Origin of the sequence: Ohtaekwangia koreensis (genome assembly GCF_900167975.1) — a bacterium.
Classification (GTDB): domain Bacteria; phylum Bacteroidota; class Bacteroidia; order Cytophagales; family Cyclobacteriaceae; genus Ohtaekwangia; species Ohtaekwangia koreensis.
Genome location: NZ_FUZU01000004.1, coordinates 911,054 through 932,082 on the forward strand (window position 1 = coordinate 911,054; position 21,029 = coordinate 932,082).

The 21,029-nt window shown below is 41.4% G+C and carries 18 protein-coding genes; 7 read left to right on the forward strand and 11 right to left on the reverse strand.

What is annotated here, in order from left to right; translation table 11 throughout:
* Positions 1-38: 38 nt before the first annotated feature.
* The 5 genes from B5Y40_RS26925 to B5Y40_RS26945 all read right to left on the reverse strand — a co-directional run bounded on the left by B5Y40_RS26925 (position 39) and on the right by B5Y40_RS26945 (position 9,978).
* Positions 39-2,333, reverse strand: coding sequence for a GH92 family glycosyl hydrolase (locus tag B5Y40_RS26925; RefSeq protein ID WP_079689945.1), 2,295 nt, complete (start codon positions 2,331-2,333; stop codon positions 39-41).
* Between the two features lie 72 nt (positions 2,334-2,405).
* On the reverse strand, positions 2,406-4,709 hold the full coding sequence (locus B5Y40_RS26930) for a GH92 family glycosyl hydrolase (RefSeq protein ID WP_079689946.1): 2,304 nt from the start codon (positions 4,707-4,709) through the stop codon (positions 2,406-2,408).
* Positions 4,710-4,872: 163 nt separating this feature from the next.
* Entirely contained in the window at positions 4,873-6,303 is a 1,431-nt protein-coding gene (locus B5Y40_RS26935; protein WP_079689947.1) for an alpha-L-fucosidase, read from the reverse strand.
* Between the two features lie 133 nt (positions 6,304-6,436).
* Complete coding sequence (locus B5Y40_RS26940; protein WP_079689948.1) at positions 6,437-7,084, reverse strand: phosphoribosyltransferase family protein; 648 nt, start codon at positions 7,082-7,084, stop codon at positions 6,437-6,439.
* 125 nt (positions 7,085-7,209) lie between these two features.
* Positions 7,210-9,978, reverse strand: a complete 2,769-nt coding sequence (locus B5Y40_RS26945; protein WP_079689949.1) for a S8 family serine peptidase — start codon at positions 9,976-9,978, stop codon at positions 7,210-7,212.
* Between the two features lie 111 nt (positions 9,979-10,089).
* Between B5Y40_RS26945 and B5Y40_RS26950 the strand changes: the two genes are divergently transcribed.
* The 7 genes from B5Y40_RS26950 to B5Y40_RS26975 all read left to right on the forward strand — a co-directional run bounded on the left by B5Y40_RS26950 (position 10,090) and on the right by B5Y40_RS26975 (position 15,173).
* Positions 10,090-10,887, forward strand: coding sequence for a M57 family metalloprotease (locus tag B5Y40_RS26950; protein ID WP_079689950.1), 798 nt, complete (start codon positions 10,090-10,092; stop codon positions 10,885-10,887).
* A 297-nt stretch (positions 10,888-11,184) separates the two neighbouring features.
* The gene (locus B5Y40_RS26955; RefSeq protein ID WP_159453823.1) at positions 11,185-11,787 is read left to right on the forward strand and encodes a TetR/AcrR family transcriptional regulator; all 603 of its coding nucleotides are present in this window, start codon (positions 11,185-11,187) and stop codon (positions 11,785-11,787) included.
* A gap of 550 nt (positions 11,788-12,337) precedes the next feature.
* A complete protein-coding gene (locus tag B5Y40_RS26960; RefSeq protein ID WP_079689952.1) occupies positions 12,338-12,595 on the forward strand; it encodes a hypothetical protein in 258 nt (85 codons plus the stop codon).
* Between the two features lie 80 nt (positions 12,596-12,675).
* A complete protein-coding gene (locus B5Y40_RS30155) occupies positions 12,676-12,840 on the forward strand; it encodes a hypothetical protein (protein ID WP_394333198.1) in 165 nt (54 codons plus the stop codon).
* Complete coding sequence (locus B5Y40_RS26965; RefSeq protein WP_394333199.1) at positions 12,764-13,585, forward strand: lipid A-modifier LpxR family protein; 822 nt, start codon at positions 12,764-12,766, stop codon at positions 13,583-13,585. The genes B5Y40_RS30155 and B5Y40_RS26965 overlap by 77 nt, the downstream gene beginning before the upstream one ends.
* A 189-nt stretch (positions 13,586-13,774) precedes the next feature.
* Entirely contained in the window at positions 13,775-14,563 is a 789-nt protein-coding gene (locus tag B5Y40_RS26970) for a metallophosphoesterase family protein (protein ID WP_245840830.1), read from the forward strand.
* Position 14,564: 1 nt separating this feature from the next.
* Positions 14,565-15,173 carry a hypothetical protein gene (locus B5Y40_RS26975; protein ID WP_079689954.1) on the forward strand — a complete coding sequence of 203 codons (609 nt, stop codon included), beginning with the start codon at positions 14,565-14,567 and terminating at the stop codon, positions 15,171-15,173.
* Between the two features lie 30 nt (positions 15,174-15,203).
* Here the strand turns inward: B5Y40_RS26975 and B5Y40_RS26980 are convergent, their stop codons facing one another.
* Genes B5Y40_RS26980 through B5Y40_RS27005 form a run of 6 tightly spaced genes read right to left on the reverse strand, consistent with a single transcriptional unit; the run spans position 15,204 to position 21,029 of the window.
* Positions 15,204-16,118 carry a phosphatase PAP2 family protein gene (locus tag B5Y40_RS26980; RefSeq protein ID WP_079690039.1) on the reverse strand — a complete coding sequence of 305 codons (915 nt, stop codon included), beginning with the start codon at positions 16,116-16,118 and terminating at the stop codon, positions 15,204-15,206.
* Between the two features lie 22 nt (positions 16,119-16,140).
* Positions 16,141-16,758, reverse strand: a complete 618-nt coding sequence (locus tag B5Y40_RS26985) for a sterol desaturase family protein (protein WP_079690040.1) — start codon at positions 16,756-16,758, stop codon at positions 16,141-16,143.
* Positions 16,759-16,763: 5 nt separating this feature from the next.
* Positions 16,764-17,315, reverse strand: coding sequence for a DUF4833 domain-containing protein (locus B5Y40_RS26990; RefSeq protein WP_221408993.1), 552 nt, complete (start codon positions 17,313-17,315; stop codon positions 16,764-16,766).
* A gap of 3 nt (positions 17,316-17,318) precedes the next feature.
* On the reverse strand, positions 17,319-18,032 hold the full coding sequence (locus B5Y40_RS26995; protein ID WP_079690041.1) for a CDP-alcohol phosphatidyltransferase family protein: 714 nt from the start codon (positions 18,030-18,032) through the stop codon (positions 17,319-17,321).
* Positions 18,033-18,075: 43 nt separating this feature from the next.
* Positions 18,076-20,664 carry a DUF5686 and carboxypeptidase-like regulatory domain-containing protein gene (locus B5Y40_RS27000; protein ID WP_079689955.1) on the reverse strand — a complete coding sequence of 863 codons (2,589 nt, stop codon included), beginning with the start codon at positions 20,662-20,664 and terminating at the stop codon, positions 18,076-18,078.
* Positions 20,661-21,029 carry a GtrA family protein gene (locus tag B5Y40_RS27005; protein WP_079689956.1) on the reverse strand — a complete coding sequence of 123 codons (369 nt, stop codon included), beginning with the start codon at positions 21,027-21,029 and terminating at the stop codon, positions 20,661-20,663. The genes B5Y40_RS27000 and B5Y40_RS27005 overlap by 4 nt, the downstream gene beginning before the upstream one ends.

The following is a 21,029-nucleotide window of genomic DNA, read 5'->3' on the forward strand; positions in this document are numbered from 1 at the left end:
AATCAGCTTTCCGCGACATTTGTATATACTCAAAACGCTTATCGCTTTGGCTTCGCGCTCATATAAAATACCAGCTTTCCACCTTTTACGATTTCATCGTGTGTTAAGAAAGGACGTGTTAGTAGTTTATCGTTCAGTGTAACTTTCTGTACGTAAACATTTTTTTTACTCTGATTTATAGCCTCGATCTCGAAAGTCTTACCATTCTCCAACGGAAGAACTGCAGATTGTATAGCCGGACTGCCCAATGCATATTGATCAGAGCCCGGTGCAACCGGATAAAATCCGAGAGAGGTAAATATATACCAAGCACTCATCTGCCCACAATCATCATTGCCACCCAAGCCATCGGGTGTGGCGTGATATTGTTTCTGCAGGATCATTCGTACGCGCTCCTGCGTTTTCCAGGGCTGATCTGTCCAATTATATAAATAAGCTGCGTGGTGTGCCGGTTCATTACCATGAACATAATTACCGATGATACCTTCCCGTGTGATGTCTTCAGTATGCGCAAAAAATTCGTCCGGCAGGTTCATGGTAAAGAGTGAATCCAGGTGTTGAACAAAACGTTTCTTCCCTCCCATCAATGCTATCATTTGCTCCGGATCTTGCGGAACATATAAACTATAATTCCAGGCATTTCCTTCTATATATCCCTGACCGTGCGTGCTGAGTACATCAAATTCCTTTCGAAACTTTCCGTCACTCAGTTTTGGACGCATATAGCCGGTAGAGGCATCGTATACATTCCTCCAGTTTTGCGAGCGCTTTGTAAACTCATCATATATAGCTTGCTTGTTCAGCTTTTTGGCCACCTGTGCAATGCACCAGTCGTCATACGCATACTCCAAAGTCTTTGAAACAGATGACCCACTTTTGTCCTCCGGTACATATCCCGACTGAATATAGTATTCCAACCCATCATATGATTTATGACGCGCAGTCGCGACACACGCATCCAGCGCCTGATAAGCATCACCTTGAAAATTACCTTTGATTATAGCATCACTAATTACCGATACGCTATGGTATCCAATCATACACCAGTTCTCATTTGCATGATGCGACCACACCGGCAACATTTTGTGAACACTCTGATCATAATGTGCCAGCATCGAATTTACCATGTCGCTGTTTCGCTTGGGCTGTATAACATTAAACAGCGGATGCAGCGCACGATATGTATCCCACAGTGAAAATGTAGTATAATTTGTAAAACCCGCTGCTTGATGATTGTTCTGATCCAAACCACGATATGCACCCGTTACATCCATATAGGTTGTCGGTCCCAGAAAAGTGTGATATAGGGCAGTATAAAAATTAATCAGATCATTCTTGTCAGACGCCTTTACCCGGATACGCTGCAATTCCTTTTGCCATTGCTGTTGTCCATCATGTTTTGCTTTTTCAAAATCCCAATGCGGAAGCTCGGTCTGCAGGTTTTCCAACGCACCCTTTGTACTCACCGATGATAATGCAAACTTGATCTTTACCTTCTCACCCTCCTGTGTTTGAAAATCAAAATACATGCGGATCTGTTCACCCGCTATATCTGGAAAGTTCTTGGTCTGATCAAACTTGCGCCAAAATCCTTTATATACATCCGGCTTAGAAAAATCTTTCATGCCGTACTGCTTGATAGGTTTTGAAAACGTCATGGCGAAATATACCGTACGTGTGCGCGCCCAGCCATTGGTCTGGCGATAGCCTGTAACAAGTGTGTCGTTCTCAACACGTACAAAAGTCCATATATTTTTACCGGCATGATTATAGATACCATACATCAGGTCGAGTATAATATGCGCCTGGTCAGCTTGCGGAAAAGTATATTGATGAAAGCCTACCCGATTAGTGGCGGTTAGTTCCGCTACTATATTATCGTCATCCAGTTTTACTCTATAGTAATTAGCTTCGGCCTTTTCATTGCTGTGAGAAAAAGCAGAACGAAAGCCACTCTTGGGATTTTGCTCTGTACCTGGATTCAGCTGCAACTTCCCCACAGAAGGCATGATCAGGAAATCACCCAGATCAGAGTGACCAGTACCACTGAAATGCGTATGCGTAAACCCTACGATGGTAGGATCATCATACTGATAGCCTGCACAATATTTATATACCAGCGGATTATAGTGATCGTCTGCTTCATACGGTATCGTATCTGTTTCAGGACTCAGCTGCACCATTCCAAACGGAACAGTTGCCCCGGGGTATGTATGTCCCATCTTATGGGTGCCTATCAACGGATTCACATACTGGACAAGGTTATCTTGCGCAACGGAGTAGCTGTACGCCAACACCACCAACACAATAGTAAGCAGATTCTTTATTTTCATCAGGGAACAGTATTTAGCTTTTTACTTAGCTTTAACTTTGAGTATTTACTTCAAGTTTTTTACGTCAAACTTTCACTTTTTGCTTTTTTTCTCCCGCGAAAGCGAATACGGAAAATCTTCCTCGCCTATACCACGTTGCTTGTCGGGTTGCGCTGTCATTGTAAAATCAATCGTCACTCCTGAGGTTAGTTCCAGGTGACTCACCCAGTTCTTCGTAAAAGGTTTACCATTCATGGCAGCAGCAGATATATACTTGTTATCGTTACTGTTGGCTGGTGCGTTTATTACTACCTTCTTGCCATTCTCAAGATTTAGCGTTGCTTTCTTAAATAAAGGAGCGCCCACTATATATTGATCTGTTGCAGGGCACACCGGGTAAAAACCCAATGCAGAGAAAACATACCAGGCAGACGTTTGTCCATTGTCTTCATCACCACAATAACCATCGGGTGTTGGCAAATATAGGCGATTCATCGTTTCGCGAACCCAATATTGTGTTTGCCATGGCTGACCTGCATAGTTATATAGATAGATCATGTGCTGGATCGGTTGATTACCATGCGCATATTGTCCCATATCAGCTATCTGCATTTCGCGGATCTCATGGATAACACCACCATAATAAGTATCATCAAACACCGGTGGCAACGTAAATACCGAATCGAGTTTGGCTGTGAATTTTTCCTTGCCTCCCATCAGGTCTATCAAACCTTGAACATCGTGAAATACTGACCATGTATAGTGCCAGCTGTTTCCTTCGGTGAAGGCATCGCCCCACTTTACAGGGTTGAAAGGCGTTTGAAATTTGCCATCCTTATTTTTACCGCGCATCAGTCCGGTTTGTTTATCAAACAGGTTCCTATAATTCTGACTACGCTTGGCAAACAATTCAATTTCTTTTTTCGGACGATTCAATGCCTTAGCCAGTTGATATATAGTAAAATCATCGTATGCATATTCGAGCGTTCGTGCTGCATTCTCATTTATACCTATATCATAAGGAACATAGCCCAATGTATTATAGTCTTTCACTCCGGCTCTGCCCACAGCGGTCATCGGGCCTTCGTTGTTCGCGTTCTTCAAAACAGCTTCATATAACGCATTGATATCGTAACCGCGAATACCTTTTATGTAGGCATCGGATACAATGGATGCCGAATTTGATCCAATCATAATATTCCTATAGCCTGGACTCGCCCACTCCGGAAGCCAGCCTCCTTCTTTATAGGCATTCACTAGTCCTTCCTGAATATTTGCACTCAACGATGGATACATCAGGTTTAAGAATGGAAACAACGACCGGAATGTGTCCCAGAAACCTGTATCGGTAAACATATAGCCTGGAAGTACTTGTCCGTTGTAAGGACTGTAGTGAACCACTTTTCCTGCCGCGTCCAATTCATAAAACTTCCTTGGGAATAACAATGCGCGGTATAGGCATGAATAAAATGTACGCAGTTGATCCGCTGTACCACCTTCCACAACGATACGGCTAAGCTCTTTATTCCAGGCGGCCTGACCCTTTTGTTTTACGGCTTCAAAATTGTCTGTCCCAATCTCTTTCAGGTTCAGTTCGGCTTGTTCAAAGCTGATGAAGGAAGAGGCAACACGAACATGTACTTGTTCATCCATTGAAGTTTTAAAACCTATAACGGCACCGGCATGATCGCTGGTAATTTCACTTCCACTCTGGAGCAGATACTTATTCCAGGTTTTGGCCAACGCAAAAGGCTTGTCGAAATAAATGACGAAGTAATTTTTGAAGTTCTGTGGTACACCACCACTGTTACGCGTTGTATATCCGATAATCTTCTGCTGCTCCGGTATAATTTTAATATAGGATCCGCGATCAAAAGCATCTATAACTATATAGGATGAATCGGACTTGGGATAGGTAAACCTGAAAATAGCGGCACGCTCTGTTGGTGCAAGCTCTGCGGTGATATTATGATCCGCCAGGTATACACTATAATAATAGGGCTTCGCTATTTCTGATTTATGTGAGAACCAGCTTGCACGTCCCTCTTCACTCAATTCTAATTTACCGGTTATCGGCATGATGGAGAATTGTCCATAATCATTCATCCAGGGAGAAGGTTGATGTGTTTGCTTGAACCCTTTGATCTTGGAAGCGCTATAGGTATAGGCCCAACCATCGCCCATCGGGCCAGTCTGTGGCATCCAGAAATTCATGCCCCAGGGTAAAGCAATTGCCGGGTATGTATTGCCGTTGGACAATCCAGGATTGGAAGCTGTTCCGATCAACGGATTAACATACTCTGTGAGATCACTGAAAGGCTTAACAACTTCTTGTGCACACACAGAAATTGTGAATGAAGCTGCTAACAGGCAGCCGGAAATAATACGAAGAATCATGCACGAAAATATTAAACCAGATATTAATTCCTAATAACTATGAGGATTCCCTGCACAAGAAGTCCACAGTTGGTCAATATCTTTTTTGGTATCGTGCCAGGCTTTACGCGTGTGCCAGCCGTGTGATGCACACGGCTGGTCATTCACATAATATATCTATATACTATCGTCTCTCATTATATACGCCTACCTCTGTAATAGAAGGCGTTTCGCTGAATTCATCGATCACGATTTTTACTTTACCTCCCCACACCCGATCGAAACGATGCATCTTGAATTTACCGGCAGTAGTTGCCGAGAGCAAATTCTTCCAGGTGCCATTCGCAAAATACTCTATATGATATTTACGAATGCTTCCATGCTGTTCATATATCGTAAGTGTATTAAACGGCTTCTCCCGATCGAACTCCACTTCAAACCAAGGTTGCTTAACGGTAGGGTTAGACGCCCACGATGTACTAAAGTCGTCATCGTTCGCGAAGTCCATAATCCACATATCATCGCCCCAGCTACTGGTGCTTGGCTGATGCTTGGCAATGTTGGAAGAAATTATAGGAGCGTCCGCTGAAGGTAATTTAGCGACAGGGCCCTGGTTCTTCCATAGCTTTCCAATTTCCTTTAATGCTCCTATAGCATTGTCATCAATCAGCCCATCACGGTTCGGAGCAACATTCAAAATAAAATTACAATACGCGTTGTTGAAAGGTATAATATTATCATTTACCATTTTGGCAGGGTCTTTCACAGCTTCACGCGGAAACCTTGTTTTCCAAAACCAGGCGCCATTAATCGGTAAGCACGATAATGCCGGCAGTCTATTAGTCTCTTTCGATATGTGTTGCCCTGCACCTTGCTCATATGATTTTATGTCCGTATAGTATAATGCTTCCGCAGGATACTTGGCAGCGTTCAGATCCATCACCAAACAGTTTGGTTGAATGGATTTGATCAGAGAGTATACTTCTTCGAAAGGTATATCATCATACGAAATACGCGACCAGGGTGCATCCCAGCCATCGATGATCAGGGCAGTGATCTCTCCATAATTGGTCAGCAGTTCTGTGAGCTGTGCTTTTACCGTTTCAATGTGCTTCCTCGTAATTTGTTTTGGGCGAAGCTTGTGATGCGTATCCAGAATGGAATAATATAGCATTACCTTTAATCCGTTGGCACGAAAGGCATCGGTATACTCTTTCACTACATCTCGCTTTAGCGGACTGTTCATCACATTATAGTCTGTGGTTTTTGTATTCCATATAGCAAACCCGCTATGATGCTTGGTGGTGAGACAACCATAGCTCATGTTAGCAGACTTTGCGGCTTTGGCCCATTGATCACAATTTAATTTTAACGGATTAAAAATCGATGGCGATGCTTCGGGATCGGCCCAATCCTGATCCATAAACGTTGGTATATTAAAGTGAATAAACATGCCGAAGCGAAGGTCTACAAATTCCTGCTGCAACTGCGCCAGCGATTTTGACGAAGTGCTTTTTCCGGCAGTTTCCTTTTGTGCTACAGTGGGTTGAAATGAAAGGCTAATAAAGAGAAAGAGGGATGCTAATGCACCTCTGACTATATTTTTACAAATCATGATGGGTTGTTTATATACTTAAAGGGTTCAAGTTAAGAAACTACATCTTAATTTGAAATAAAGAAACCGACCGTGTGCCGTGCAACACACAATTTATATCGTGAGACTAAGTATATAGTATAATTGTAAACTCTTAGACAGTGCTTTTCATAGACTTCAGCAACAGATCACGCACTTCCTCTTCCTTCACTGTTGGCAAAGAAGCATATATATTCCGAACGGGCTCATTACTTGATTCCTTTTTGAGAAAGACCACGTCATCTGCTTCTAAACTTATAGCACGAAAAGCAGCGGCAGTAACAATGGGTATAGCAACAACAACGTCAGTGGGGTTTTGCTTTTTTATACTTCGCAGGCATGCAATTATAGCATTACCTTCTTCCAATACATCATCGGCAATAATAACGGTTCTATTCTCAATGATCGGCCGTGGTTTATTTGCATAGTAAAAATTAAACTCACGTTCGATGCCAATTCGCGATAGTAAAATTTGGTGATATATATAGTCTTGTGGTATACCATGAATGTCTTCCAGCATAAGCACCTCGTTCATGCTTACAGAACCAATCGTTTGTGCGCTGTTTGCCGGATGCTTGATTTTACGGCACGGTATAACAGCGAAAGAAAGCTGAAGCGCATGGGCAACATGGTAACCGACAACAGCTCCTCCATGTCCTAACCCCACCACCAACGCATTCGAATTTTTATAGAGCAGCAGTTTCTTGCTGAGCAGATAACCAGCTTGCTCGCGATCTTGTATCGTCACCTCTTCCCTTACCATTTGCGTCCTTTTATCTGATAAGTAATTTACCGCTTTCCTTTATTGCAAGTATCCGGGTTGACGCAATTTATTTTGCATGCTTAAACATGGACTTCATCTTGGGATGTTTTTGAATAAATCCGGTCTCAATTCACTACTAGCCTGCCGGAAGCCACAGGTTTTGAATTGCGAAAGATGCGGTAGATATAAAATCCGCGTGTCAATTCTGCAATTGAAAAACGGAACAATGAATTATAAAGGTCTTGGCTCTTCAAAATTTTTCCGGTCATATCATAGAGTACCATCTTGAGGTTGTCCCCGTTCGTGAGCACTTCAAGCTCCTGCTCTTCAGCCTTTACAGGATTAGGATATACCAGGTAAGTTTTATCATCGCCATAATATAATACCGATGTATCAGAATAGACAGCGCGACCATCGCTCAAAAGGATAGCAGCTCTATATCTTATTACACCACCCCGGATCGATTCATCTATATATTCATAGAGCAGGTTACTGTTTACCGGCACGACATCAAGAGGTGTAAAGCTCCCGTCAATCTCCTTTTCAAATTGAATACCAGTCACATTATATACTGTGCTTATATTGAGCGAAAGCTTTGCTGTTTCTGCTTCCGTCAGCATGGCAATAAAATTCCGATAATAACAATGCACACCTTGGTCACTGTAATTATAAGCTACACCTTGCAATGCAACCTTGTTATCAATTACCGGCTGAATAGCATAATATAGGGACGCAAACTGATCTTTATCAAAAATAAAAGACGTATCAGCTGATATATAGATCGGTTCCATATACTTTCCCTGCATCGACAACACTCTATATTGTGTTGCACCGGGAATTTTATTCCACGTCAGCAATACTTCATCATCGCAGTTATAACCAACTTTCAAAGGTATTGAAGGCGCAATGGTAAATGTATCGGAGCGATAGTAATCATTACCAATTTTCATTCGTGCTACTGCTACACCCAAGCCAGCAGGCGTTTTCCAGGTATAGGCGTCATCCGCTATAGCGATGTTTTCAGCGATCGTCTCGTAGGGGCTTCCATTCACACTAACTTCAAGCGTTCCTGTATCTTCAAACGAGCTGTTCCATCGAAAGTATATTTCACTTTCAGCCTCGGTCTTATCGGAGCCTGTAGGATACGTCCATTGAAACACATTAGCAGTATCCAACCAATAAGCAACGTGAAAGTCCTGTGTATCGGTCGCCAAATTTTTTGACGTTACTTGTAATTGATACGTGCCGGCAGCGGGATCGTCAACCGTTATATATTCGACAGTATTCAGATGATCAGGTTTGCGTATTGCAGCTTTCGAAAGTGAATCAGCATGCGGATAATGACTGAGTACCCAGGGATGCCACTGCAAGTTCCCATTCGTAAGTTTACCGTCGAGATCATTTACAATTGCTATTGCATCGCCAGCGGCTGCAGCGGGATCATTCCAGGTTACGGCTACACGCAAGGTCTTTATACCGGAAGGAATATGAATGTCCATCGTCTTCGTTTCATTTTGACCGATGTTGTCATTCTTAAAGAAAGCGGCTTTCACAAGCTGTATGGCCTGGTAAGCATTGACAGCCCCGTACCCGGAAATGAAATCGATCCCTCTATTTTCCACATCATCTGCGGAAGCAATCAATATAGCTTTCACCAAAGCCGCAGATGGAAGCTGCGAATATATATTCTTATAGGCATGTTGCACAAGTATACTAATTCCCGATACCATCGCGGCAGCGTCCGATGTTCCTTCAGATCCAAACGCAACAAGTTCAGGCTTAAGACGTCCATCATATGCAGGGCCTCTTGAGTTCAATGTGCTTACTTCTCTGGTTTTATCGGTGGCGCTTACGGTAAGTACATTTTTTGCCATTTTCATGTTGCCGCTCAAATTCGCGTAGCCGGCAATACCTGCATAGGTTCCCGATGTACTTACAGTTGAACCGGAATTACCAGCAGAAAATATATGTAGCAACTCCGAATTATTATTAACGCTTACATCGTAAGCATGAGCTTCTGCTCCATATATATTGTCAACGCTTACTCCGTACGAATGATTTTGCACGGAAATGCCCAAAGAGGAAAGTGTTGCACCATCATCGGGTAGCAGGTTCGAGAAACTTGACGCGGTAATGCGGCTTGCCCATGCGGCTCCTTTTGAAGCCGGTATTGAATTTCCGCCACCTGCGATGATCGTAGCCATCTGCGCTGCGTGTAATGATCTCTCTTCGTCCGTGAGCATTGAGGTAAATGCCCTACCCGCAAGGTCTATATCTGTTGTATCAAATGATCGCTCTTTGATACACACATTCAATCCTTCACCACTCAATTCGTGGTATATATTATGAACTATATTTACCTTATTAACACCTATATCTTGAAAACTATTGGATGTTTCTTCGATTATTTCCTCAGGTGATATACCTATAAATACTACCACATCACATTCTAATAGTATATCAAGGTCGTTTTCTGCATTCAGTCTAAGTAAAATTGTATTCGAAGCTGCGTGTTCATTTAAAATTTCACACCTGGATATATGTTCGCGTATATACTGTTTAAACACATATACATCAACTACCTGGACAGAAAGTATATTACCGGTAATATCGGTTTTCGTAAATGCTGGCGCTAGTTTCCAGCGATTGTCGTTTATATACTCACCCCGCAATCGTTCTCTCCCTTGTGCATTTTCATTAAAAAAACACACGTAATCTCCTGACGGTAATGCTCTTGCAAACTTTATAGCATGCGTCCGCTGCAATTCATTTATTTCCTCACGCGATGCCTTCACTAAAATGTGCTGCAACTTATTTTGACTATATATAGTAGAGTAAATAAATATCAACGCTATACTTACTACCAACCTCTTTATAATATAGTATACATTCATCGGACGTAAAAAAAGATATATTTAACTACAAAGTGAATTAAAAACTTGATAAGTTAAACCTAATTCATTTACTTGTTGCTATTAATTAACCATTACCTAAACTTAAAAGTTATGAGAAAGATGTACGCAACTTGCTGCGTGGCTATTCTATTTGCCGCGCTTTCTTGTCAGGAACAAGAAGAAGCAAAAAATGAAGTTTCACCTAAAATTGTTGAACAACTAAATGCCGCAGGTTTTGACACCAGTGAAGGATTGTCAAAACTAAGTGATGGCACTTATCTTGTTGAAGGTGATATCAAGTTAACAGAAGCCCAGATCTCCAAACTCGATGGTGCCGTGAACCTCAGTCCTGGTGCAGATGAAGAACACTACCGCACAACAAACCTGGTAACCAGTACACCCCGTACTATATATGTATACCTGGATGCTGGTTTCGGTACCTATATGCGAAATTCTTTTAACACAGCGTTGAGCCGCTACAACGCGCTTGGTCTTACGTTGAACTTCCAATCTACTACCAATGCCTCTGCTGCTGACATCCAGATTTTGTCATTCTATGAAAATAGCAATACACTGGGTTTCAGTGCCGGCTTCCCTACCGGTGGCGATCCTGCAAGTCCAATTCAATTGAACACATATTACTATAACAACACATCACAACGTGCTGATGCTGCTACGGTAATTGCGCATGAGATTGGTCATGCTATCGGGTTTCGTCATACAGACTATATGAGACGCAGATATAGCTGTGGCTCTGGCGGCACCGAAGGTACTGCTGGTGTTGGTGCTGTTTATATTCCAGGTACACCAACAGGTCCATCTGCTAATTCATGGATGCTGGCATGTTCCAACGGTACCGATCGTCCGTTTACTTCAGCCGATCAAACTGCTTTGACAACTGTATACTAGATTAATAAGTGCTTAAAACTGCCGCGGTCTTCACGGGATCGTGGCAGTTTTTTTAAGATCCTTTCGTCTTTGTAGTGTATGCTATAGTACCAGTATATATTCCAGAAAAACCACTCTTGAAAAAAATTCATACCTCCGATTTTCAAAATCGTCCACGCCATAGTCACATAGTCATTATAAAGCCATTAAAAAATGACTTTATAAATAGATTCTTAAGAAAGAATACTGACTGATTACTTGGATTTGATTTTTTTGATGTATTTTTGGACTGAAAAACGGATAGAGTCTAAAATTTTAATGAGCCAGTCTCTGCACATGACGAAAGATGAAGCGATACGCGTTGAGGTGTTGAAAGCGGCGCGTGCACTTTTCCAGCGGTTTGGTTTATTTAAAACCACGATGGAGGACATCGCGAAAGCCACTGGTAAGGGAAAAAGTACACTTTACTACTACTACGCGAGCAAAGACGAAATCTTTGACGCTGTGATCAGTGAGGACATGGAAGAAGTAATAAACCTCGTCACGATTGCCGTAGATAAGGTGTCGTCCGCTGAAGATAAACTCAAAGCTTTTACTTCTATAAGAATTAAATTATTAAATCAGAAAGCGAATTTATATAGTATCATTTTCGGTGAGATATCCGAAAATCCAAACCTTATCAGGAAACTCAAAAAGAAATACGAGAACAGAGAACTTGAAACCTTGAAGGATATCTTGTCGTATGGCGTACAGACCAAGGAGTTCAAAATTGAAGATGGAGACCTTGACGACCTTGCATACGTGATGCTCTGCGCATTTCGCGGAATTGAGATGGGAATATTTGAAGATAACCGCATCAAGAAAATAGGTGATCGCATGGATATAATTCTTGATCTATTAATTCACGGTTTCAAAAAATAATTTTTTTGGACAATAATCGACCAAAATACGATTTTGGTCGATAAATCAAAATAGTGAATCTATACCTGACATGGTCTTTTAACCGTGCAAGAGACTATATCAGTGAAAGGCAAGATGTATATGAGCACGAGCTGAAAGTCTTGCAAAGGCGTTTACATTATATAGGCAGTGTTTGCTTGTTACCAGAATACTTATACTTCCTAAATCTGCTCTGTAATCGTTTTCGTAAAAGTGGTAAAGCGGTTGCCTGTTTATATGCTTCATTGATTAAACTAAAAAATAATTCACATCTGTGACACTTTTTTGAACGATTAGGGGTTAGGACTCGGCACCGGTATATATAGAGGTTTAGGGGTGTTTCTTTTACCGGTTGCCAGTCCTTTATAAAAAAGAGCATTCTACTATAGATGAAGGATTTGTGAAGTTGATTAGCGGGTATACCGGTTGCAGCTGAGATGGGGTATGTCACTGCAGCCGGTGATATCTGATAAAAGAATCACGAAGTACAATATAAAATATACCAATACGTCTAGCGTGATAAAACTTTAGCATGAAAAATTTATTTTACTATCAAAACCTGAACAGAATCAAAGCGGTACTGTCACTTTATGGAATCGCTTCTGCGCGCGTTAAGCCTGAGACAGATCTGGTTCATGATCTTGGATTCCGTAATCTTGAAATGCTTTCATTGATGCTTGAGATCGAAGAAGCACTTCACGCAGAGTCGCTGTTCGATGGGCCCGATGGAATGAAAACGATCGATGATATACTTCTCAACATTGAGAAGAAGCACCTGGTGCCCGCATAACGATTGTATATATGCGTTCGTTTGTATTCGTGCTGATGCTTCTTTCTGCCGCCGCTATAGCGCAGCAGCAGCCGGTACAAATGTTCAGACTATATGAGGAGAATGATCTGTTTACTCCTAACAGTACAGACAGAGGCTATACTAACGGGGCGCGTCTCGATTTTTTCTATAGGAGGCCACAACCAGGGAAATCAATCTTTAACAGCTTCCTTAAAGGCTGGCGACAACAGTGTCAATACCTATAGCTGGAGTGTCATGCAGACCATGTATACTCCGGAAAACATTTCAACCACTAGTCCAGATCCATTTGACTATCCATATTCCAGTGCACTGTTCATAAGCAGTGCGCTGCACTCGGCAAACCCTGTGAGGAAATATATACTTCAAACCGAGTGGATCGCAGGTGTGATGGGTAAATACGCTTTCGGCGAGCAGATTCAATCCTTTGTTCACAACCATACCAACAGCCCGAAACCCATGGGCTGGGATCATCAATTGTCACCAGCACTTCTGATCAATCTGAATTTACGATTTGAGAAATCGCTTGTTCAGAAAAAATTCATTGAGATACTATACGGAAGCGATGTATATATCGGGACTTTACAAGATGGTGTTAAATTTCATTCGACCTTTCGTATTGGAAAAATGGCTTCATACTTTTCAGGATATATCGAGCAGTATTCATCATTCAACAATACTCCCAGACTCAAATCATACTTTACCGTTCGCCCTGCTTTCGATATTGTACTTCACAATACGATGATCGAAGGCAACGTCTTCAAGCGTGGTATATTTACCAGTGATAGTCAGGAGAAAAACATCCCGGTTCCGAAACCTGTTGTGAATCGGTTTCTAAAGTCAATAGATATAGGATATGTTATCGCTTATCGAGGCGTTGGTGCGTCCTTCACCTACAAACTATCATCTTCAGACATTCATAATCTACCGGCACACGCAGTAGGAAATATCTCTATTTACATTTTACCGTAACCTAAATTTCAAAAAAATCGTAGACAAATTATAGTAATATATAATTACAACATGTGGCGAAAGTTGGTGGGGCCGATCTTTTTATAAGTATAGGAACGGTTTTTTATAGCTACAACTTCGATCATCTCAGTTTGCATATCCCCAGCTTACTCAATCTTAAAATTATTTTAACCCTGAATATATTCTGACATGCGTCTTCTCTTTTTTAGTTTAATTTTTATTCTAACCGATTGCTCTTTGTTTGAATACCATCCCTATGAAGTAATCGTTCCCGATGACGAGCAGGATCTGAATGCAAAAGCTATTCAAACGATTCAAGCTACTGTTCCACAAAAGGATACCATGACGCTTATACTCATGGGAGACACGCAACGATTCTACGATGACGTTGACGATTTTGTAGCAAGCGCTAATACATACGCTGCAGATTTCGTGGTACTGAACGGTGACATTACTGATTTTGGAATCAACGATGAGTTCCATTGGGTTCATGACATCATGAAAAAATTAAACAAGCCTTACCTGGCGGTGATCGGGAATCATGATGTATCGGGGAACGGCGAGCTCATATTTAAAAAAATGTATGGCCCCCTGAACTATTCATTTATTAAAAACGGATTCAAGTTTATTTTTCTGAACACAAACTCCCGTGAATATAGATTTAACGGACACGTACCGGATACAACATGGCTTAAAGATCAATTGAATGGTGACGACTTCAGTCATGGCGTTGTTTCATCGCACGTCCCTCCTTTTGACAATGATTTTGATCCAGCGTTGGAGAATGCCTATGCCAGGATATTACGGCACTCGAACAAAGTAAATGTGTCGCTGCATGGTCATTTGCACAGTTACTCAAATTCACAACCATACGATGATGGTATTCAATATATAGTATCAACCAGTATGGATCAGCGTATGTACCTGATCTTAAAATTATGGAGCGATAAATTCAGCGTGAAGGAGGTTTATTACTAGTATGAAAAAGAATTACAAATTATTCACAATAGCTATAGCATTATTTTATTTTGTTACCGGCATAACCCTGGCACAAGATAGCACGGCTATCAAGCCGAGGCCCAAATGGTATATTCCTGATGCACTGGATCTGCAATACGCAGGGAGCATTGGTTTTTTATCTGCCGGAGCGGGATACGATATCATTCATAAGAAAGCGAGCATTGATATACTCTTTGGTTATCTACCCAGAGCGATTGGTGGAAATGATATATCCACAATCACTTTAAAATTCACAGCACTTCCCTGGAAGATACGAGCCGGAGACAATACAACTATTTACCCCATCACGGTCGGTACATTTTTCAGTTATACCATGGGGGAGAAATATAGTTCTGATTTGCCTTCCTGGTACCCAGATGGATATTACTGGTGGAGTGAGGCAGTACGTGTAAATATATTTATAGGAGGTAAAGTCCGCCATAAGTTCTCGAAAAATATATGGGAGGCTTACTACGAAGTCGGCACCAACGAATTGAAACTGGTAAGCTACGTTCAGAACACCGGGTATCTTACCGTTTGGGATATACTCCATGCCGGTGCAGGCGTCCGCTTCTACCTGAACCCATAAGTACGAGACATCGATAAACAGAAAAGTTATCTACGAAATAGTATTTCTATAGCGCTCGATCAGTCCGCTAATTTTTTTGTTTTTGGTCAAGAGATTGTACCCGGCAATCCCAAGCGCGGCTGTTAGTATACCTGCGAGAACATCAAGAACATAGTGATGCCCGGTATATACAGCTGCAAACCAGATCCCTACCGTAATAGTGACGAACACTATATTAATCCATCCTAACCTGTACTTTAATCCTACATAAGTAACAATGAGCGGATAGGCAGAATGCAACGATGGCATTGCTGCAAATACATTCGAGCCTTTGGCATAGAGTGAGGTAAATATATTAATGCCAAAGAATTGATCGAAACGCACCAAGCCGGCTGTATTTCCGGGAGTGCCTGCATGAAATTCAAAACCGAATTGGTGTACATACCAGGGTGGTGCCGCAGGGTATATATAGTAAACGACAAATCCCAGTAGGTTTACCAGGAGAAAGGTAAGTGCAAATTCGAGGAACTGACCTTTGTCTTTGTAGAACAGATAGCCAGCAAATGCCAATGGAACAGGAATCCAGCAGAGATAAAATATACCTGTCATCACATCTACAAAAGTATAACTATGCTGCAGCCAGAACTCGTTAGGTGTAAGGGTAATGTTGTCTTGTAGTATACCAAAAATGTTTTTCTCGGCATCGTACAAACTTTTAATATGAACAGGATTGAAAGCATAGTTTGGAAATGCTTTCATATAGTCGTAGATAATCCAGTAAACAATAAAGATCGAGAAGCCCAGAATGAATTTACGCGTAACAGAAGACGCCAGGTAAAGCGTACTGAACAATGCGATTAAGAAGAGCTGATCGGTTTTAAAACCAATTAGACCCCACGATACCAAAAGATATATAGCGGAAGCAACACACGCTACCAGCACATGTCGAAGGGTAAAATTAAACATGGACTGGTCCAGGTATTTCGTATTATTTCTCAAAATCAGATCTGAATATTTTATCCCATAAAGCAGAGCTCACACCATATCCACGGTCAGGATTTGCATAGTGATGCTGCATGTGATGCTGCTTTATTTTTTTCATGATGGGATTGGTAAACGTTAAATGGTGCATGGCATAGTGTGAAATGTCATATACCAGGTATCCAAAAATAAAGGCAGCAAAAAAAGCACTCACGTATTCATAGGGAAGCAACCAGAGGAACAGGAAATAAAAACCTGTGGCCAGTGGAATGCTTACGGAGGGAGGCATTACAAGACGAAGACGATCATTAGGATAGTCATGATGAACTCCATGAAAAATAAAATGCATTCTTAGTCCCCATTTTGATTTCGGCACAAAATGAAAAACAAACCGGTGAAGTATATATTCTGTCAATGTCCAAAATAACAAGCCACCCAAAAAGGTTACTATAAAGGTTGTTATATTATTGTGGGCAACGGCAAACGCTTTCCATGAAAAGTATATAATTACCGGTACAAAAATAAAAATCGGCACAGAGAAATGTACTTTGGATAATTTCTCCATCCAATCCATTTTAAACATGCGTGTGGATTCCTGTGAATTGGAAACAAAATTCTTTTTCATAGCACTCATGGTTTAAACCGTTCTATTATTTCAGCTCCTGTATCCGGGTCTACTCCCGTCACTTCTGCACAGACTACATTTGGAAGCCAAAATGATCCGCCTTCTATTTGTAAGAAAACGCGGGAGACCTCTATATCTTTCTTGTTGATCGTTGCTATAATATGATAGCGATTGTCGCGCTTTGATTTCACGAGGTAAAACGGAAGCTTCTTATAGGACACAAAGCGTAATTCATACTTATTGTTTCCAAGATTTTCAGTCTTCAAACCGTAAGCATAGTTACGTTGAATAAATGAAAGCTCTTCCTTCTGCCCTTCCTCCTGATACCGGATCCAGTATGGATGCACCGGCTCGTCCTCGTCCAATAATCCCTTGTCACCAAAATTCAATACATACATGATTGTATTTGTATTGGGCGTACGTTGTATATAGAAAAGTGTCTGCTGATCGGTCGGAGGAATCGGGAATTTTTCCTGACCTTTACAAACACAGGTCTCATCGGGTGGAGAATAGTTTAAAGCACCAACAAAAAACAGACTGATCAGAAAATTCATCATGTCTTATTTCGATTCTTTTAATTCCAGTGAGCGCTTCGCATCACGTAATCTGTTGATTGCCGTAATGTTTGTTAGAATCGCCATCACTGTTAATGGTACAGTAAATATGGATATCGTTTCGAATACCTGGAACGGAATACCGGGGATGAATAATTTATAATTACCTCCCACTATATTTGCCGTTATACCGCATGCAATGGCGGTTACCCCTACCGTTACAACACGTTCCGGACGCTGCATCAATCCTCCTTTGCATTCAATGCCTAATCCTTCTGCACGCGCTCTCACATAACTTACCATCATGGAGCCGATCAATGCTATAAATGCAAACAATGAACTCAGAAAATAATGATGCCCAATCAGGTAGTAACAGATTCCCAGGAACATAATCATCTCGCTATAGCGGTCCAGTACAGAGTCATACAATGCTCCGAATGTGGAGCTCATATTTCCCAACCTGGCAACTTGTCCGTCAAGCATATCGAATAGTCCTGCAAATAAAATCAGCCCTCCTGCCCAGCCAACATACGACAGGTCTCCACGGTTCCCTTCCTCCACACCAATTACAAAAATAATAGCGACCCCTACATTAAGTATCAAACCGGTTGTCGTTACTGCATTGGGCGTGAAACCGATCTTGATCAAAAACTTAACAAAAGGATTAATGACCTTATAAATGAGTTGTTGAAGTACTATACGAATCGGTTGTGATTCCATTCCTGTTTTATTTAAAGGCTTCTGCACTATATCTCCCATACAATTAAAAATCAAACTTAAATCTTCCACGGATTCCCCACTTAGGAACTTCCGGATGATCGTAATACGACAAACGTCTTACCAGATCAAATCTGAGTAGCTTAAAAATATTCGCTATACCAAAGCTTGCTTCCATATACGGTTCATTCGTTAATGAATATGTAGTGGGCACTCCCTGATCGTTTACCGGGAATACGAATTGTGAAGCATTGTGGTATGGATCATTCTCATTGCGCAGACTTCCATATAATATTTTAAACGTAGCAACCTCGCGCCACTTTAGCTTTTTAAGCAATGGTATTTTATTAAAAATGAAACCGTTGAAGTAGTGATCGAAGTTTACGCTGACATACTTATCACTCACGAATTCCAAGAAGTTCATCAGGTTATACGACTGCAACTGATACGAATACGTCTGGTTAGCACGATGGATCGCCAGCAAAGGAAAAGGTACTTTACCCATTATATATCCTCCTTCAACAACTATATCGGTATATCCGAATTGTGACAGGTATACTCGCTTATATATATTCAGGGCGAGGTTCTGATAATTATACTGGCTGTTGAATACACCCTTTACTCCACCAATGAAACGCATCGTAAAAATCGGATACCGGTTCGGGATAGGGATACGATACGATTTACCTTGGTAAAATTGTTCACCCGGAGCCCAGCGCAACTCAAGTGAAAGTTCCGTTGTTGTAAGCTCCTGTATCGTAGTAGAGGTTTCGTTATTCTGAATGGTATAGTACAGCCCGCCTGTTGGCATCTGTTTCCAGTTTTTAAAACCGAGTCTGTATGAGAAATGATTATCGAACTCATTCAGATAATCCACCGTCCAGATGTCGTTGTATAGCCATTTGTCGTTAACACCGCGTTTGAATGATAAGAGGAAGTTATCTTCCTGCACGAACTGAAGTTCCTGTCCCGGAATTTTAGTATCGTGCTGATAGGCCACACGAAGTGACTTCACAGGAAACTGCCAGATCGATTTTCCGGTAAACGAATATGTAGCGCCCAGGTAGTATTTCCATTTCTCATCTTTAAAACCATACGCTCCATACGTTTCAAGATATAGTCTTTCGCTGAAGCGTGTGGTTGTTCTTCCGCCGATACGAAGACGGAATCCTTCTACCGGGTTGAAGCTATAGAACGTGTTTACAGGTCCCAGCTCCCACCAACCAAAACTCTTATATCCTGCCAACAGCAGCGTTGCTATATCCATCGTGCGTTTGAACGATGGCATTTTTTGGAGGCTATCTATATTCTGATATACTTTGGATTCTGCACGCGATAAAGAGTCGTGACGATGTTCAAGCCAATAGCTTTCATCATTAATATCCTTATTGGCAGGCGCCTCTGCAGTTGCAGAACTTTGTTCTTTGTTTTCATAGAACGAATCCTGGCGTTCGTTGTTTATTGTAAAATTCTTGTAGGAAACCAACCGTTCGCCATATATACCACCTCGGTCTTTGGAGAGACCAAAGTCCGCGCGCATCCGGCTTTTCACAACGTGATACTTGCTATCTTCCCCTTTTTCAAAATCCTGTTCTACATATAGTTCACGTACCCAGTTCAAATTGATATTCTTATTGACAGTCATATCAACTTTTTGCACGGCATAATTACTATCGAGTGTTACAAAAAGTTTTCCCTGGAATAAAAAATCGCTGGCATTCCGGGGAACGAAAACAAGTTCTATAAGCTTCGGCGTTACATCTTTAAGCGTATCCGTGATATAAAATTTATAGAACGTTGGCGCAGCATCCGCTATAGGACTTAAGAACTGGTTGGTAAGTATGGTGATATTGTTATCGTATATATCTATATCATTGTACAGATAATTCAGATAAGTACTTAAACCCTGGTTATCGACATAATCATCGAAGCTTACTTTTTGATGCGCCTTCTGTACAGTTTTTTTCTTTTCAGGAGATTTGCGGAAGTATTTATCGGAAATGGTTTCCTGCAAATAGATCGGCAACAATGCTTTTCCTTCTATAGCAGTTGTATCAACGTTATCAAACAACCATTTATACTTACGGAACAATCGTCTTTCTTTAAATTTATTAGAGACGTTGCTTAAAGACATTTGTAGTTTTTCGTACTCTTCGTACTCCACAAAATTATAGCTCTCGATGCGGTTTTGTCTTTTGTGGTCGATCATCTCGCGCACAAGATCAACCGCAGGGTTGTTCTTATTACGATATTTTTCGCGCTTGTTATCAACGGTAACTTCTACTTCGTTGAGGAGTGTAGCTTCAGGTTCGAGACGTACATCGATTTTATTTTCTTCGCCAGGCTTTATAGATCTGGTTACGGTTTTATACCCTATAAATGAGAACTGCACTTGTGTATACGGTTCTGTTGTTTGGATCTTGTAGTTTCCGTCCATGTTGGAAACAGACCCTACGGTGGTTCCGGCAAACACTACGTTTACAAATGGAATCGGATCCTTACTTTCCTTATCGATGATCGTTCCGGTAACTGTAGTTTGTGCCTTCAGCCCTACCGATGCGAACACAAAAAGTATACTCAGGATCAACGCTCCCCTTTCAATCGCTACCATTATCGTGTTTCGAACCAAGTTCATTTAAATACAAAATATTTTTGCATGGGATATGTATACGCAACGCTGGCGATAACAGAAGATGTTACTTTTGAAACGAGATAATTTATCTTCATATAGTCAGCGAATACAAATACCAGAAAGGTTGTGAGAAATACATAACCACACCAGACTAGTCCATACCTCAGCATTTGGTGTCCAATTGCTTTTTCAGAATTGAAAACCCATCCTCTGCCTACTGTAAAATGTGTTACAGCTCCGGCACCATTGCCTATTACGCTTGCTATAGTATAGCGTATAGCAAGGCCTTCAACACAAACTACCATTACAAGTGTATCTACTACCCAGGCCAGAAACGATGCGCCTTGCGCTTTTAAAAACGTTCGCAT